Genomic DNA, 15,739 nt, shown 5'->3' on the forward strand with positions numbered 1-15,739 from the left:
ATTTTGTAATGATTAAAATACTGAAATAACAGTCTGAACCCTTCTTCATTAAGAGAGTTGGTTCAGACTTATTATTACATCGACGGTTCACTTTATTAAAAAATCCGCTTCTGAGTTTCCGATAAAATACAAGCGATGTAGCGGTCTTGTCATAACCACATAGAGCAATTTAATGTCTAGTTCACGTTCTCGCTCATATCGTTCGTTCAAGGAAATCGCAAACACGCAATCAAACTCAAGTCCTTTAGCAAGATATGAAGGCAAGATGACCAAACGCTCCTTAGGTATGGAAGCTTGTTCTTCTAGCAAGCAAACGGTTGAATCGATCTTACTCAAAATGTTATAAACTTCACGGCAATCAGCCATTGTTTTTGCAATCACAGCAAATGTCCGTAATCCTTGCTCTTTCATTTTAGTTGCCCGCTCAAGTAGTTCTTTGCCCCATCTATCATCCTCTATTTTTATAAATAACGGTTTCTCACCATGTCGAACAACAGGCTCTACTTGAGGAAAACGATAAGGCAATAGATCCAATAGTTTATTTGCTTCATTCATAATTTCTACTGTTGTTCGATAGCTTTTCTTAAGTTCAGTGTAGGTAGCCCTTGGAAATATGCTCCGATGGACTTCATCCCATTCCTCTAATCCACGATACGAATAAATACCTTGAGCAAGATCTCCAACAAGCGTAAACATGTCAGTGTCCGAAGCCGTTTTTAACGCCTGCAGCTGCATAAAGCTGTAATCTTGAGCTTCATCGATGACAATATTCTTCGCTCGCTTTTCTTTATCCACCCCAAAAAGGTGGGAATAGAGATAAAGAATTGCTCCTAAATCCTCAAGCTCATATTGCTTTCTTTTAAAAAACTGAGTTTGATGTACACAAAGACGCTCTGCTTCATGTATAGATAGAGACTCTTCGCTATATGTAACTAGTATTTCTGGATCAGAGAACAACTCCTGATAATACTCAAAAATCGTTTTTCGTTCAAATGGTTTAAAATAGTTTTTAACAGAATTGCGCACTTCTTTCTTAATCTCTTCCTGGCGTTCTGCTTTCTTATCAAGACATTTTGTCACATATTCTCGTCGGATAATAGGGTCAATATTTTTATATAAAGCTTTCTCAATTCGAGCGTCATAGAACTTCTCCACTCGCTCGAGCATCGCTTTTTTCTTAGATTTCACTAGACTTTGCAAAATTTGTTTTAATTTATCAACGCGAGTATATACCGGCATATACCAATATTCTTCCACTAATAGCTTTTTGAATTTTTTAGCAGAATACAAGCGATACTTATCACAATAAAAATCTTCCTTTGGAGCAAATCGATTCATAATGTCCATGATAAATTGATCAAGAATTCGTTTAAATTGCGAAGAACCTTTGATACTAGATACCCAGATGGACTCCAATGTCTCCTCATCATTTCTTTCAAGCAAATTGGTTAGTTTCTTATCAGGAACAAGCTTCAATTCGCGTTCAATTGCCACTTGTACATATTCAGAAAAGGTAAATTGCTTCGCTTTCTCGACTCCTAATTCAGGCAGCGCCTCCGAAATATAATCAATAAACAGACGACTAGGAGCAAGAATCATCAACTGCCTTGGATCAAACAAATCTTTGTAGTGATAGATGAAGTAAGAAATCCTATGCAGTGCGATCGTGGTCTTCCCACTTCCAGCTGCCCCTTGAACGATGATTGGTTTATTTAAGTCTGCTCGAATAATCTTGTTCTGCTCTTCTTGAATCGTTGAGACAATTTCTGTTAGACGATTACTCGAACTCTTGGAAAGCGATTCTTGAAGAAGTTCATCAGTTGTCGTTAAATCAATGTCTCGGATCTCTTCTAATTCTCCTCCATCAATCATTAATTGCCGTTTCAACGTAATATCTCCCGAAAAGTTCTCCCCTTCTGCTTCATATGTAACCGGTCCGATTCTTCCTTCGTAGTAAAGGTTCGCAATCGGCGAACGCCAATCCACGATAATTTGCTCCTGATTTTCCCGCTGATAAAGGGATGCCTTTCCAAAATAAAGAACTTCCTTTAGCTCGTTTTCATCACGTGAAAAATCGACCCGAGCAAAATATGGTTTACTTTTTGCTTTTCTTAAGTTTTCCAACTCAGCCTTCGACATATCAAAAAAGTTGGCCGTCGTTAGCAATTCTGAATACCTTCCCGACTCTTGCCAATCTTCATCTCCAAATGTCTCTTGCATAATTTTCTTAAATTGATCTTTACTCGTTGCAGCAGTCTTAACAACCACATCGATATAACGCTTCGTAAATTCCAATCTCTCTTGTTCATGTTTCAGATCCGGATGCTGCTTCGATGTCATTGTGTTCTCCTTTCATCCCTTGAAATAAACATCTTGCCCATCGTTTGCAACGGTGAAATGGATAATAACATTATCAAAAAACTCCGTCGAATGCAAGAAGAAAAACTATTTCAAAAGGAAAACAATGACGTTTATCCCGACCCGATGTCTTTGTCGTCCTGACTCCAGCTAGTTATCAACCACACATAGTCAAGTTGTTATGAAGCTAGTACTTACGGAGACTTTTCTTTTCTGTGGAAAAGGGGCGAGGCTTCGCAAAATCAGCACAGCAAAGCCACCTTCATAAGGTGTTGCAATTGGAGAACCTGAACCTTTTTCATCGTTGGATTGCGTGTAGACGCTCATAGATGTTTATTATGATAATTTCATCGAGTTATCATTTTCGAAATAGTGCATTTGATACATTATGCTTCCAAAGTTCAATCTTTATTCAATTCTTCTCTAAAACGGATTTAACCGCCTTTTCGATTTCAGCATAGCCTGTGCAGCGGCAAATATTTGATTCTAGCCACTCTTTTATAGTTGCATCATCAGCATCTGGATGCTTTAGGATGAGCGAATGACAGTTCATAATAAAACCAGGCGTACAGTAACCACACTGAAACGCAAAGTTCTCAATAAAAGCCTGCTGAATAGGTGTGTTTTTCAAACCTTCTATGGTCGTTACATTTCTCCCAACGGCTTCGATCGCGAGCATCAAACACGATTTCATTGGCCAACCGTCAACATTCACCGTACATGCCCCACAGTCGCCATTCAAGCATCCCGGTTTTGCCCCAGTCAAACCTAGCTTTCCTCTTATTGCATATAATAACGTATCTGCCGACCTGACCGTCACTGTGCGAAGATTCCCGTTTACATGTAAATCAATGATTTGCGTTTTCATACTTATTGCTCCTCTCATAAAGTGAAACTTCCCTCAGTGGGGGTTTTTTTCATCCCCCTCTGAGAGTTAGTTGAACCAATCGGGGATTTACAGGCTGTAATACCGAAATAAAACGAGTTAGCGATTAGAAACAGGCTAGCTGTGTTCTCCCCAACCAATTGATTACTTGGTCCTAAAGGGAGACCGCTTTTGCTAGACAGTAAACTTATCGATATAATAGATGAATTTCTGTCAAAATGGGTTGAGGATTCGTAAAAACAGGAAACTCAAAAACTAGCATCCAATCCCGTTAAAACATCATGCAATAAATTCCGCAACACAAAGAGTCTGTAATCTGAAGAACCTTCAACATCGTTTAAGATCGGTCTTGGTAATTCTGCTAAAGCAGCGTCAACTCGATCATTAATCGGCCATTCCCGGTTATTTAACGAGTCCTCCACCTTTTTGGACCGAAACGGAAATGGACAGAGTCCACTCAAGGCAACACGCACTTCTTCCCCCATTTTTAAAGCGGCGACTGTGATCAATGGATAGCCAGTATCCCATTGCTGACGCCGTTTTATGCTGACAAATGGTGCACGAATAAATTTCTTTTCTGTTGCAAGTTGAACTAGGAACTCACCACTTTTCAATTGAAGTTGTTCGTGAAAAAGATCATTGATCGGTATCACTTTTACCCCATCGGGACCGACAATCATCACTTGGCTGTCTGCTAATAAAAATGGCAGTACAGTCTCGCGATAAAAAATTTGCGCACAGATATTGCCACCAAGAGTAATTTTCCCACGGGAAGTATGATCGGCCACTTCACTCGCCGTTTTTGTTAATAGTGGAAAAAGATTGGTTTCTTCAACTTTTGTAAGGGTTAATGTGCTTCCGAAGACAAGATAATCCCCTTCAAACTGCATGACCTTGCATTCGACAATATCTTTCAAATCAATAACCGCTTCAGTATGAACAAGATTAATTCTTCCTAGAGTGATTAATTCCGTACCACCCGAAATAAACATCGGCTTTTTCCTATTTTTTTCTTTAGATTGGTAAAGGTCGATCGCTTCTTTCAATGATGCTGGCTTATAATAATCAAAATCAAACGGTAACATTAGCTTTTCGCCTCCTTTGTTTTCCAGATCAACTCTGGAATTAGAGGTAAATGATGAAGTGAAACACCAGCAGCGACAGACAAGGCATTCCCTAGGGCACCAGGCATCCCAAGAAGTCCATGCTCGCCAACCCCACGTGCCCCATATGGTGCTTCAAGATCAGGAGTATGAACAAAATCCACGAGATATTCAGGATTTTCTCCATAATGGAGCGGGCGGTAAGTACGTAGCTGTGGATTCAAAACCCGACCGTACTCATCAAAATAAAACGTTTCTCGTCCAGCAAACGCTAATCCCATACTCATTGCCCCCATCACCTGACCCAACGCTGCTTTTTTATTTAACACAGTACCAATATCAACAACCGTCACCGCCTTCATTAATCGGTATGTATAATCACGGCGATCAAACTCCAATTCAACCCCATACGCAGCAACTGTCCATTCTGGTCCAGGCTTTCCTGCCCCTGTTTCAGGATCCAAATGGGTAAGATGGCGCATAATAAAATTTCCTTTCCCGATAATTTGGCCACCAATTGAGTTTCCATTCGGATATTGATATCCATAGCAAATATCTTTATAATGGAGCCCCATTAAAGGATTGTCGCGTAAAAATACCCGGCTATCGGCCAATTCGAGATCTTCTTTTGGTGCCCTTAGTACAATTGAAGCTATCTCCCTCAACTGATTGATGACATCCTCTGCAGCTTCTAATAAGGCTCTTCCCGCCATGTAGATGCCCCTACTCGCGACAGTCTTCCAATGTTCTGGTGTTGTTTGTGTATCTACTTCCATCCTGACATGAATGTTGTCCACATTCATCTTCAGCCTTTCTGCAAGAATTTGAGCAAGAACGGTTTTTGTCCCCGTACCTATTTCAACGACTCCTGACATTATATTTATACTTCCATCCCTATTAAACGTTAAAATCACACCTGAGGGGGCGTTTGGATCAATTGTTGAAGTTTTCCAGCTACAACTAATTCCTTTCACTCTGACCAAGCGGTTATTAATCTCCTTGATCTGTCCCTCATCCCAACGGATTAATTCTTTCAATCTCACAATACATTTCTGCAAGTTTCCAACATTACTTTGATTCAAAAGCACTCTTGTTGGTGTTGTATGACCTTGCTTAATGGCATTTCGATAACGTAGCTCAAGTGGATCAATTTGGAGCTTTTGCGCTAATAAATCCATCGTTCTTTCAATGGCAAATGAGAGTTCCGAATGACTAAAACCGCGGAATGGTGAAGCATATGGATGATTCGTGTACATACAGTACGAATCACACCATAGGTTTTCAATATTATAGGGACCTGTGCAGTCAACAGCCCCAGCTCTCGTTAAATCAATCGCTTTATCCGAGTAAGCTCCACCATCCCATAAATAACGAATTTCAGCTACTTTGATGATCCCAAGGTGGTCAGCTCCGAATTTTATTTTTGCATCCAAGCCGATATGGCATGGGGACATTAAAATATCTTCTTCTCTAGTATTTAATATTTTCACCGGCAACCCGCCAACTGCTTTCGACCCTAAATAGGCAAGGATTTCAAGCTGCACGGATGCTTTGCCGCCAAATGCACCTCCAACGAGTGGCGTTTCCACAATTATTTTTCCAATATCTTCATTAAAGTATTCCGCGATTAATTGTTTAACCATAAATGGGGCTTGCGATGATGTCATGATTTTGATGGTTCCATCGGGCAATATCTCTGCAATGGAACATCTAGTCTCCATCGCAACATGATCGGATGGTGGAAATGAAAAGTCTGCTTCGACAGTCGTTACACTTTCATTCCAGCCTTTTTCCATATTGCCTTTTCGGATTTTGATATGTGTTGCTATGTTTGTTCCTGGAACAGGGGAGGTATGTTTTTCTTTTATATATTCTCCTAAGCGCTCATGCACTAATGGGGCGTCCTTTTGAAACGCTTGTATCGGTGAATGAACTACAGGCAGTAATTCATACTGGATCTTAATCCGGTCGGCTGCCTTTTTTGCCTGGCCTGGTGTATCAGCAATAACAAGCGCAATCGCTTCTCCATGGTAGCGTACCTTATCGACAGCGAGCGGCGGTCTATCACGAATATCTTCACCAGTAAGCGGAAAATGTTCGCCAGCGAGTATCGCTCTAACGCCCGGCATTTTCCTCGCTTCTATTGTGTCGATTTTAACAATCTTAGCATGGCCGTACGGACTAATAACGATTTTCCCCGAGAGCATAGTATTTGAGTGATGATCATGTGTGTATCTCGCTCTTCCGGTCACTTTATCCTGAGCCTCTTTACGAATGATACTTTTTCCGATAACATCCAATTTCACCACTCCGATTTCTTCAAAGTTTGTATTTTTCTAAGTTTCGACGTGTAAGTTTTAGCCGTCCGCATTGTCAGAGGTTATCTGTCAATTTTAAAGATTTTTCTATAAAGCTACTTATTTTACTTTTTTCGCATCTGTTGCATTAAAAGTCGATATTCCTCCTCTGTATCAATATCAAAAAAATGAAGATCACTATTTAATTCAATTTGTTTTCCTTGTTCTCTCATTTCCTCACGAATAACAGTTCGAGCTCCTTGATCACCTGTTAATTCAAATAACATTGGAAAGAAACTCTTTGCAAAAAGGACTGGTGGCTTTATCATTCCTTCATGCGAAAAAGAAATATAAGAACCCATTTGCGAGATTTTAAATTCATCAACTAAGCGATTTATCATCTCGCTCGTTATAAAGGGCTGATCTGCAAGTAAAACAACCACGCCAGTAGCACCCATATCGGCCGCCATCCTTACACCTGCTTTAAGTGAAGCACTTTGGCCGCGGTCAGCTTTTGGGCATTCCAAATAAATCCAACCCTTGTTTTTCGAAAAAGGAGCCAACCACTCAAGAGAATCTCCCTCCCGAGTAACAGCGATAGTGCAATCAAGTTTTGACTCAAGCGCCGCCCTGAAAGCCATACTTCCTAAGAATTGATTACCAACTGGTAAATTAAGCTTAGCTCTACCCATTCTGCTACTTTTACCTGCTGCTAGATAAATTCCCACTATACTAGAATGATTCATACAAATTCCACTCTTTTACGAACAGGTTTTCTCCATACTTCAATCATTTCAGCTAAAACACTGACCGCAATTTCAAAAGGGCCTTTAGCCCCAATCGGTAAGCCAATTGGCGAATGAATCCAATCTGGAACGTTTTCACACTTAAGAAGCCGTTTTGTCCTTTCTTTTGGACCTAAAATACCTAAGTACCTTATCTTTTTATCTATTAATGACAAAAGAATTTGTTGGTCCCGTTGAAAATGATGCGACATAATAACAACAAAGTCATCGGAAGAAATCGAGATTTTTTTCATAAGTTCAGTTGGAAAGCCCACAAAAAGCTGATCTGCATCCGGAAAATTCTCCTTCTGACAGAACTCTTCCCGCCAATCACACACAGTTATAGAAAAACCAGTTTCTGCTGCAAGAGAAACGAGCGGTTTAGCATCAGGACCTGCACCGAACACAATTAAATGTGGTTTCGGCTGATAAGTATGTTGAAAAATCGGCTGATTTGTCATTACTCCGCTTTTTACATCAAAATTTATTTCAGGCGTTTGACCTGACCACCTTCCAAATGCCTGATCTTCACTTGGGATAAAGATATACTCCCCTGCTTCTGAATAATTTTTCAACAATACTACTTTTTGATTGGAAGTTAGCAATTTCTTTACTAAAATGAAATCTTCCTGAACTTTTCTATTGACTGGCTCAAGCAATATATCAATTATTCCATTACAGCCAGCTCCTTGGCCCCACGCTAAATCAGTTTCTTCGCTCATATCGTACTGAAGCAAAATAGCTATTTGTTTTTTCAACACTTCTTGTGTTTGAATCACCAAATCCCTTTCTAAGCAACCAGCACTTAGCATGCCTATTTGCGTTCCGTCTTCAAAGATAAGCATCTGAGAACCTTCTTTTTTATAGGCTGATCCTACAACCCGAATAACGGTCGCTAATGCTTTTTTCCTTGTATCGTCAATCATTTCTAATATTCGGTAAATATCTTCCATGTAATTCCCCCCAACACAAAACTCCTATGGAGCTAAACGTCACCATTTACTTTGAAGGATCCATCCTTGCAGCACACTACACTCGCCTAATCACAATGGTTGCGGTGCGGAGCCGAATTTTGAAGTACTTTCTTAATAAAATACGTATACCTACATAGTAGATTGGCTAGATTAGTAAGTCGCGAAGCCTAAGTCCCTATGTCCTTCATACAAAACCGCTATGGCGGCGAAAATCGCGCCGCCACCATCTTGCCATGAAAAAATGGCAAGTTGGGGCATTTTGTATAGTGCTAATACAGATTGGGTACACTAAGTAATTTGCTTTATGCCCAAAACAGCTTTTTTCATACAAAAATGTTCTATCCTATTTATATTCACGGTCACCCTATTCCTAGAATGGATAGTTTTTTTCTTAACCAAGACATATACATAGTAAAAAGACTTTGTAAGGGGCGGTTAAATCATGAACTTGAGAAAATTTATGGATCCTCTGCCTATTCCGCCTGTATTAAAGCCGACTTTTCGCTCAGAGAATTATACGTATTATGAAGTGATCATGAAGGAAACAAAGCAAGCTTTGCATCACGACATGCCGGAAACAACCATTTGGGGCTATGACGGCATATATCCAGGACCAACGATTGAAGTCGTACAAGGTGAAAAGGTTTTTGTTAAGTGGATGAATGATTTGCCGGAACACCATTTGTTTCCAATTGATCACACCGTACATGGAGCAGAAAAGGAAATACCTGATGTAAGAACAGTTGTCCACCTTCATGGTGGTCGAACAGAGCCAGAAAGTGACGGTTATCCGGATGCTTGGTTCTCAAAAGGATTCGACAAATTCGGATCGTTTTTTCAAAAAAGTGTGTACGAATATGATAATCAGCAAAGTTCCCGTGCACTTTGGTATCATGATCATGCAATCGGGCTAACACGATTAAATATTTATGCTGGTTTGGCAGGATTTTATCTAATCCGCGATTGTCACGAGCAATCGTTAAATCTGCCAAGTGGCAAGTATGAAATTCCTTTATTACTTCAGGATCGTTCATTTAGGGAGGATGGCTCCTTAGCCTATCCAGAGCAGCCTAAGGAAAATGTTTCTGGGATAATCCCTTCGATAGTCCCTTCTTTTTTTGGTGATACAATTGTTGTAAATGGGAAGGTTTGGCCATATCTTAACGTTGCGCCACGCAAGTATCGCTTTCGTTTATTAAATGCAGCGAACGCGCGTTTCTTTCGCTTAACATTGGATTCCGATCAGTTATTTTACCAAATTGGCACGGATAGTGGCTTTCTTGAGAAACCGATTGGGGTGAAATCGCTGTTACTCGCACCTGCAGAGCGGTTAGATGTGATTATTGATTTTTCAAATTTGGGCGGTAAAATGATTACACTAAAAAATAATGCTCCCACTCATTTTCCTATTGGAGATCCTGTTGATCCAGATACAACGGGGATTATTATGCAATTTCGAGTTGCAAAACCGCTTTCCAATATCGATACAAGCGTTATACCGGCCTCTATGGGTTCTATTGAATGGCCAGCTGAATATACAGCAAGAAATCATAGATATCTACAATTAAGTGAGGAGAAGGACCAGTACGGGAGACCTTTATTTCTTCTTGATCAAAAAAAATGGGATGATCCGATTACTGAACATCCACATGTTGGTTCGACTGAGATTTGGAATTTCATTAATACGGACGGGGATGACCACCCCATCCACATCCACCTTGTTCAATTTCAACTTCTTGACCGATGCTCTTTCGATGTAGATTATTATAAGCAAACAAAGCAAATCAAATACACGAGTCGTCCTATTCCACCACATCTCGGGGAACGAGGCTGGAAAGATACAATTCGTTGTCCAACTGGTCAGATTCCCCGAGTTATCATTCCATTTTTCCCTTACACAGGCCAATATGTGTGGCATTGCCATATGCTCGAGCATGAAGATTATGAAATGATGCGGCCCTACCGCGTTCTGCCACCGAGTTAACCTTTGTCGCTAGGTAGCTGACCCAGCTTTTTCAATAAACTTCTCGTTTCGTAAAATAAAGAAATATGAAATTGCTGTTCTTCAAGATCAGTAGGAATGACAACCTTTAATGCATCACCCGATAGACGAAACACTATCGGGTTTTCTTTTGTCTGAAATAAGGGGGTTAATGCTTTGATCTGATTAGACCATAAAGTTTGTTGAATTGGAGTTATTGTTCCCGCTTCAGACCAAGCGGTTAGTATCCCGACAATATTTGAAAGATAAGAATAGCTTTGAGTAAGGTAATGTATCCTTTGTTGAAAACTTTGCAGATCCTTCTTACTTTTTTTCGCAAATGGATTATATGAAAGGCTATCTGCGGTATCTTTCATAAGATTCTTAGTTTGGTGAAGCTCTTGGAGTACTCGATTTGTCTCTGTTTGTAAGGTGTAGCCGATGTGTTTCTCAAGACCAGACTTGGTCCACTCTGATACTTTACTAAAGGTTGTTATTAAATGATCAGCGAAATGATCGATATTTTTTGAAACCTGTCTTGTGAAATTCGGTGGGTATATGAGCATATGTAATATAACAGCAACAAGCGCACCAATTAACGTATCACGGAAACGATCGATCGGATAATTACCGGATTTATGCCCTAAAACAAAAACGAGAAGCACCGTTAGTGCGACTTGATGGATAGCCGTTTCATCAGTTTTTAACCATTTAGCGACAAAACAAGCGATAAGAATGAGTGCTCCAATTGTCCAACCATTTACTTTTAAGTGGGGGGCAAAAAGCACGACAATTGAAATGCCAATAATCGTCCCGATCATTCGATGATAGGAAAAGCGAATGGACCGTTTAATCGTCGTTTGTAAACAAAGAATGACGGACATAGGTGCTAAATAAGGATGATGTGACCCAGCTAATTTAGCAATCTCCCAAGACAGAGCGGAAGCAAGAGCCATTTTCAAAATAAGAAGCGCCTTATTTTCCAATTATTTTTTTACTTGTCCATTATTTTTCATTAGAAATATGACCCCATTTTTCATAAAAATAGATGATTTGTTATAAAGGATACCCATTCAGCCAGTTCTTTATTTTTTTTATGAATTTGAATGAAAACCCATTTTGCGTGATTTTGAATTTTATGAACAAATACAGCTTTATTTAACATATAGGAAAATGCTACGTACACACAGGGGAAAATTATTAAAAGGAGATATACGGTATTATGACTTACACAATTACAAATGTGATAGGCATCATTTTTTTAACTTAGCATATATAAACATTGTAAGCGTATAAGGAGGCTGTCTCATGTCAAACGAATTTAAACAAGAAGCGCAAGACATTATCAACTGTAAAGTTATAACAGTTAGTGATTCCAGAACAATTGATACGGATTATAGCGGTCGGTTAATGAAAGAAATGCTTTTAAAATACGATCATAATTTGACAGCTTATGAACTTGTTGCAGATGAAAAAGCGGAAATCGTACAGGCGTTTCATTCCGGATGCATTGATCATAAAGTAGATGTAATTTTACTGAACGGTGGAACGGGACTTGCTAAAAGAGATGTAACGATTGAAAGTATTCAACCTTTATTAGATAAAGAAATGATCGGATTTGGTGAGATTTTCCGTATGATTAGCTATCTGGAAGATATCGGTTCTGCTGCTATCCTTTCACGGGCAATTGCTGGAGTCTCAAGCGATACAGCGATTTTTTGCACCCCTGGATCAATAGGTGCAGTTAAACTTGCAATGGAAAAGTTAATTCTTCCAGAACTCAGGCATGTGGTTCGTGAAATTAGAAAAGATTTATACACTTTCTAAAATGGGGCTGATCTATTGAACATTTACCTAAAGCTAGTTTACATACTTTCGTTCATAATGGTTCTACTCTTTACCAGTGGATGTACCGAGAAACAAAATCAAGTCGAACTGACCATTTCGGCGGCTGCCAGTTTAAAAGATAGTATGGAAGTTATTAAGAAAGATTTCGAAAAGGAAAATCGAGGCATATCTCTTACATTTAATTATGGTGGATCAGGAATGCTGCAAAAACAAATCGAGCAAGGCGCTCCAGTAGACCTATTTCTTTCTGCCTCAGAACAAAATTACCAAGCGCTTATCAAACAAAACAAGCTGATTCCGGATGTTGGTGGAGTTTTTCTAAGAAACTCTCTTGTCGTTGTTGTTCCAGAAAGTAAAAATTATTCAAATTTATCGGATTTATTAGTAAGAGGAAACAAAATAGCAATCGGCATCCCTGAAATTGTTCCCGCAGGCGCTTATGCAAAAGAAGTTTTACAAAAAACAGGTGCATGGGAAAATGCTCAAGAAAAATTATTGTTAGCAAAAGATGTCCGTCATGTATTAACGCTTGTGGAGCAACAAAATGTGGATGGTGGTATCGTTTACCTTTCGGATGCAATGAGTTCAAATCATTTAAAAACTATTGAAAAAATCGACCCTGCCCTTCATTCAGAAATTCAATATTACGGAGGGATAGTCGAAAACAGTACGAATAAGAAAGAGGCAGAACTATTTATCAAATTTCTGTATAATTCAGATGTACAAAATATTTTTTCACAGAACGGGTTTATGTCGATCACTTCAAAATAAAGTTTAAAAATTGAAGGTGGAAGTTTATGGACCAGCATTACTTTTTTCCCATTCAATTATCGTTAATCGTTTCATTTTCAGCAGCTCTTGCTGTTTTTATCAGTGGAGTATTAGTAGGTAAGTTGTTCACTGTAAAATCATTTAAAGGAAAAATCATACTTGAAACAATACTAATGCTACCACTCGTTTTACCACCTTCTGTAATTGGTTTTTCATTAATTTTAATCTTTGGAGCAAACTCAGCTATTGGCCAATTTTTTGAAACTTGGACAGGAAGTACCATCCTGTTCACCCCCTTTGCTGCAATAATAGCTGCAAGCGTCATCGCATTTCCGCTCATGTTTCAATCAGCCAAGGCAGGGTTCACAATAGTTAATAAAGATATCGAAAATGCCGCTAAAGTAGATGGGGCTTCTAATTGGATCGTTTTCACGAAAATTTCAATTCCTTTAGCTAGTAAATCTATTGTTGCCGGCGGCGTTTTGAGCTTTACCCGTGCACTCGGCGAATTTGGAGCAACACTTATGTTCGCCGGCAATCTTCCCGGTAAAACGCAAACAATTCCTACCGCGATTTATATTGCCGTAGAGTCCGGCGACACCAAGCTTGCCTCCAGCTATGTTTTGGTTAGCATCACATTAGCTTTTATTTTACTTGGACTACTTCAAGTACTGAACAAACGAAATGATTCATACTAGCGCCTATCCAATACAAAACGCTTAGCAATAATTAGCTAAGCGTTTTTTAACTAAAGGGGCGGACCTTCACAGGTTATTAATTTTGCCAATCTACTAAGCAGAAAATCTACTTTTATCGAGATAGTATCCAAAATCCAATTTTCGCAAAATGTTCATTATGAAAAGGCAAGTGTAGCGCGCTTCATGATAGATCCTTCATAGTAAGTAATATTTCCCGTTATACAGACTTTGTATATTCATTTCTACTATAATCACCACTCTCACCGCCTGTTTTACTAACTAAAAATGTCGGTCCGATGATGATTCCTTTGTGAATAGATTTACACATGTCATATACGGTTAAGGCACAAACGGAAGCTGCAGTGAGCGCCTCCATTTCAACACCCGTGCTCCCCTTCGTTTTTGCAGAACATTTAATATTTAATCGGTAAGCATCTTCCGTCCTTTCCCAGTGAAAAACTATATCGATGCTAGTTAAAGTAATCGGGTGGCACATCGGGATAATATGGCTCGTTTGTTTCGCTGCCATAATTCCTGCAACTTGGGCAACAGCAAGAACGTCTCCTTTTTCCATCGAACCATTCGCAATTTTTATATATATTTCATCTGTTAATAGAAGACTGGATTGGGCTATGGCTGTTCGACTCGTTTCATGTTTTTTAGTAATATCGACCATTCTAGCACGACCCTGTTCATTGAAATGCGTAAATTCTATCATTTCACACTCCCTTTTTTCAATAAGGTCCAACACCCATGTATTCAGCCACCAATATAAGACATACCGATTTTCTTACTACTTATTGCCTGAAGATCTGTCCGTTCGTCTGAATAGCGATCTGTCCGGTTAGTCCATACTTGCCAAATTGCATTAGACAGTTCGTCACTTGTCGCATTTTCCCGAAGAAGTTTCCGCAAATCATAACCGTTTGACGCAAATAAACACGTATACAATTTTCCGTCCGATGATAAACGTGCCCGTGTACAAGATGAGCAAAAGGATTTAGAGACAGACGGTATAAAGCCGATTTCTGCTTCACTATTTTCATAACGATAGCGCTCAGCCACCTCACCGAAATAATCAGCATCCACAGGAATCAATTGATATTGATTGAGCAATTCACTTAAAATATCTTTTTTCGAAACTACTTTCTGAAAACTCCAGTCGTTATCATTGCCAACATCCATGAATTCAATAAACCGAAGCGTAATATTTTTCTCTTTAAAATAAGCGCTCATCGGAATAATTTCTTGTTCATTGACACCTCTTTGGACGACCATATTAACTTTTACTGAAAAACCGAGATTTGTGGCATACTCGATATTCTCAAGGATTAGAGCTGGATTGATGCCACGACCGTTCATTTTGCTGAATATTTCTTTGGATAATGCATCAAGGCTAATATTCAAGCGCCGCAGTCCTGCCTCATAAAGAGCTTTTCCGTATTTATTCAAAAGCAATCCATTCGTTGTCAAACCAATATCCTTTAGCCCTTCTAAATCCTTGAGCATCTTGATGAATTCCGGCAAATCGTTACGTAGCAATGGTTCACCACCAGTCAGCCGAATTTTTTTTACACCCATTTGAACAAAGACCGAAGCAAGTCTTGTCATTTCTTCAAAGGATAATAATTCACCTTTTGGTAAAAACACATACTTATCACCAAACACTTCTTTCGGCATGCAGTACGTGCAACGAAAATTGCAGCGGTCAGTTACTGAAATGCGTAAATCGCGCAAAGGCCTGTTTAAGGTATCTGTAAGCGGTTGTTTCATCATATCAGTCCTTTACGATTCTGATTCATTTTACCCACCACTTACCGGAGGAATGAAAGCGACAATATCACCCGGATTTATTTGTTCTGTTTCTAATACATATTCTTCATTTACTGCGACTTGCCATGAATAGTCTGTAAATCCTGGATAAGTCTCATCCGCCCATTTGACAAGCTGTGCGACAGTCCCATCTGCCCATAAAATCGTTTCTTCTTTTTTTTGAGTCAATTCTTTGATTTGTGCAAAATAATAAAGATGAATCATC

At 39.3% G+C, this 15,739-nt stretch carries 14 protein-coding genes; 4 read left to right on the forward strand and 10 right to left on the reverse strand.

The features are described from left to right. Positions 1–87: 87 nt before the first annotated feature. The 6 genes from helD to AC1MGI_RS16225 form a co-directional block, all read right to left on the reverse strand. Positions 88–2,340 carry an RNA polymerase recycling motor HelD gene (helD, locus tag AC1MGI_RS16200; protein WP_480346218.1) on the reverse strand — a complete coding sequence of 751 codons (2,253 nt, stop codon included), beginning with the start codon at positions 2,338–2,340 and terminating at the stop codon, positions 88–90. A gap of 430 nt (positions 2,341–2,770) precedes the next feature. Continuing rightward, positions 2,771–3,226, reverse strand: a complete 456-nt coding sequence (locus AC1MGI_RS16205) for a (2Fe-2S)-binding protein (protein ID WP_480346220.1) — start codon at positions 3,224–3,226, stop codon at positions 2,771–2,773. A gap of 266 nt (positions 3,227–3,492) precedes the next feature. Beyond that, entirely contained in the window at positions 3,493–4,329 is an 837-nt protein-coding gene (locus tag AC1MGI_RS16210) for an FAD binding domain-containing protein (protein WP_480346222.1), read from the reverse strand. Then, positions 4,329–6,647 (reverse strand): xanthine dehydrogenase family protein molybdopterin-binding subunit, encoded by a 2,319-nt coding sequence (locus AC1MGI_RS16215; protein ID WP_480346223.1) that lies wholly within the window; start codon positions 6,645–6,647, stop codon positions 4,329–4,331. Before AC1MGI_RS16215 ends, AC1MGI_RS16210 begins: the two co-directional genes overlap by 1 nt. A gap of 122 nt (positions 6,648–6,769) precedes the next feature. After that, the gene (locus AC1MGI_RS16220; protein ID WP_480346224.1) at positions 6,770–7,390 is read right to left on the reverse strand and encodes a nucleotidyltransferase family protein; all 621 of its coding nucleotides are present in this window, start codon (positions 7,388–7,390) and stop codon (positions 6,770–6,772) included. After that, positions 7,387–8,382: an XdhC family protein gene (locus tag AC1MGI_RS16225; RefSeq protein ID WP_480346226.1), complete on the reverse strand. Its 996-nt coding sequence runs from the start codon at positions 8,380–8,382 to the stop codon at positions 7,387–7,389. The genes AC1MGI_RS16220 and AC1MGI_RS16225 overlap by 4 nt, the downstream gene beginning before the upstream one ends. A 463-nt stretch (positions 8,383–8,845) precedes the next feature. On the opposite strand from AC1MGI_RS16225, the gene AC1MGI_RS16230 reads away from it, so the two are divergent. Continuing rightward, positions 8,846–10,387: a multicopper oxidase family protein gene (locus AC1MGI_RS16230; protein ID WP_480346228.1), complete on the forward strand. Its 1,542-nt coding sequence runs from the start codon at positions 8,846–8,848 to the stop codon at positions 10,385–10,387. Here AC1MGI_RS16230 and AC1MGI_RS16235 read toward each other — a convergent pair. Next, the gene (locus AC1MGI_RS16235) at positions 10,384–11,340 is read right to left on the reverse strand and encodes an FUSC family protein (protein WP_480349825.1); all 957 of its coding nucleotides are present in this window, start codon (positions 11,338–11,340) and stop codon (positions 10,384–10,386) included. The two genes, AC1MGI_RS16230 and AC1MGI_RS16235, sit on opposite strands and share 4 nt — an antisense overlap. Before the next feature lie 352 nt (positions 11,341–11,692). Here AC1MGI_RS16235 and AC1MGI_RS16240 point away from each other — a divergent pair, with 352 nt between their 5' ends. Genes AC1MGI_RS16240 through modB form a run of 3 tightly spaced genes read left to right on the forward strand, consistent with a single transcriptional unit; the run spans position 11,693 to position 13,701 of the window. Beyond that, the gene (locus AC1MGI_RS16240) at positions 11,693–12,211 is read left to right on the forward strand and encodes a MogA/MoaB family molybdenum cofactor biosynthesis protein (protein WP_480346230.1); all 519 of its coding nucleotides are present in this window, start codon (positions 11,693–11,695) and stop codon (positions 12,209–12,211) included. 15 nt (positions 12,212–12,226) lie between these two features. After that, positions 12,227–13,003, forward strand: a complete 777-nt coding sequence (gene modA / locus AC1MGI_RS16245; protein WP_480346232.1) for a molybdate ABC transporter substrate-binding protein — start codon at positions 12,227–12,229, stop codon at positions 13,001–13,003. A 26-nt stretch (positions 13,004–13,029) separates the two neighbouring features. Beyond that, complete coding sequence (gene modB, locus AC1MGI_RS16250; RefSeq protein WP_480346234.1) at positions 13,030–13,701, forward strand: molybdate ABC transporter permease subunit; 672 nt, start codon at positions 13,030–13,032, stop codon at positions 13,699–13,701. Between the two features lie 217 nt (positions 13,702–13,918). Here the strand turns inward: modB and moaC are convergent, their stop codons facing one another. From moaC to moaD, 3 genes are read right to left on the reverse strand one after another with little or no spacing between them, the layout of a single operon-like run. Next, positions 13,919–14,419: a cyclic pyranopterin monophosphate synthase MoaC gene (gene moaC, locus AC1MGI_RS16255; RefSeq protein WP_480346236.1), complete on the reverse strand. Its 501-nt coding sequence runs from the start codon at positions 14,417–14,419 to the stop codon at positions 13,919–13,921. A 41-nt stretch (positions 14,420–14,460) separates the two neighbouring features. Then, positions 14,461–15,477: a GTP 3',8-cyclase MoaA gene (gene moaA, locus AC1MGI_RS16260; RefSeq protein ID WP_480346238.1), complete on the reverse strand. Its 1,017-nt coding sequence runs from the start codon at positions 15,475–15,477 to the stop codon at positions 14,461–14,463. 27 nt (positions 15,478–15,504) lie between these two features. Next, on the reverse strand, positions 15,505–15,738 hold the full coding sequence (gene moaD / locus AC1MGI_RS16265; RefSeq protein ID WP_480346240.1) for a molybdopterin converting factor subunit 1: 234 nt from the start codon (positions 15,736–15,738) through the stop codon (positions 15,505–15,507). Position 15,739: the final 1 nt, after the last annotated feature.

It is taken from the genome of Peribacillus sp. BM1 (assembly GCF_056679975.1).

What these genes read in the sequence shown, in the direction of transcription:
- helD (WP_480346218.1), bottom strand. Translation starts at nt 2,340, where the DNA reads ATGACATCGAAGCAGCATCCGGATCTGAAACATGAACAAGAGAGATTG.
- AC1MGI_RS16205 (WP_480346220.1), bottom strand. Translation starts at nt 3,226, where the DNA reads ATGAAAACGCAAATCATTGATTTACATGTAAACGGGAATCTTCGCACA.
- AC1MGI_RS16210 (WP_480346222.1), bottom strand. Translation starts at nt 4,329, where the DNA reads ATGTTACCGTTTGATTTTGATTATTATAAGCCAGCATCATTGAAAGAA.
- AC1MGI_RS16220 (WP_480346224.1), bottom strand. Translation starts at nt 7,390, where the DNA reads ATGAATCATTCTAGTATAGTGGGAATTTATCTAGCAGCAGGTAAAAGT.
- AC1MGI_RS16225 (WP_480346226.1), bottom strand. Translation starts at nt 8,382, where the DNA reads ATGGAAGATATTTACCGAATATTAGAAATGATTGACGATACAAGGAAA.
- AC1MGI_RS16230 (WP_480346228.1), top strand. Translation starts at nt 8,846, where the DNA reads ATGAACTTGAGAAAATTTATGGATCCTCTGCCTATTCCGCCTGTATTA.
- AC1MGI_RS16235 (WP_480349825.1), bottom strand. Translation starts at nt 11,340, where the DNA reads ATGGCTCTTGCTTCCGCTCTGTCTTGGGAGATTGCTAAATTAGCTGGG.
- AC1MGI_RS16240 (WP_480346230.1), top strand. Translation starts at nt 11,693, where the DNA reads ATGTCAAACGAATTTAAACAAGAAGCGCAAGACATTATCAACTGTAAA.
- modB (WP_480346234.1), top strand. Translation starts at nt 13,030, where the DNA reads ATGGACCAGCATTACTTTTTTCCCATTCAATTATCGTTAATCGTTTCA.
- moaC (WP_480346236.1), bottom strand. Translation starts at nt 14,419, where the DNA reads ATGATAGAATTTACGCATTTCAATGAACAGGGTCGTGCTAGAATGGTC.
- moaA (WP_480346238.1), bottom strand. Translation starts at nt 15,477, where the DNA reads ATGATGAAACAACCGCTTACAGATACCTTAAACAGGCCTTTGCGCGAT.
- moaD (WP_480346240.1), bottom strand. Translation starts at nt 15,738, where the DNA reads ATGATTCATCTTTATTATTTTGCACAAATCAAAGAATTGACTCAAAAA.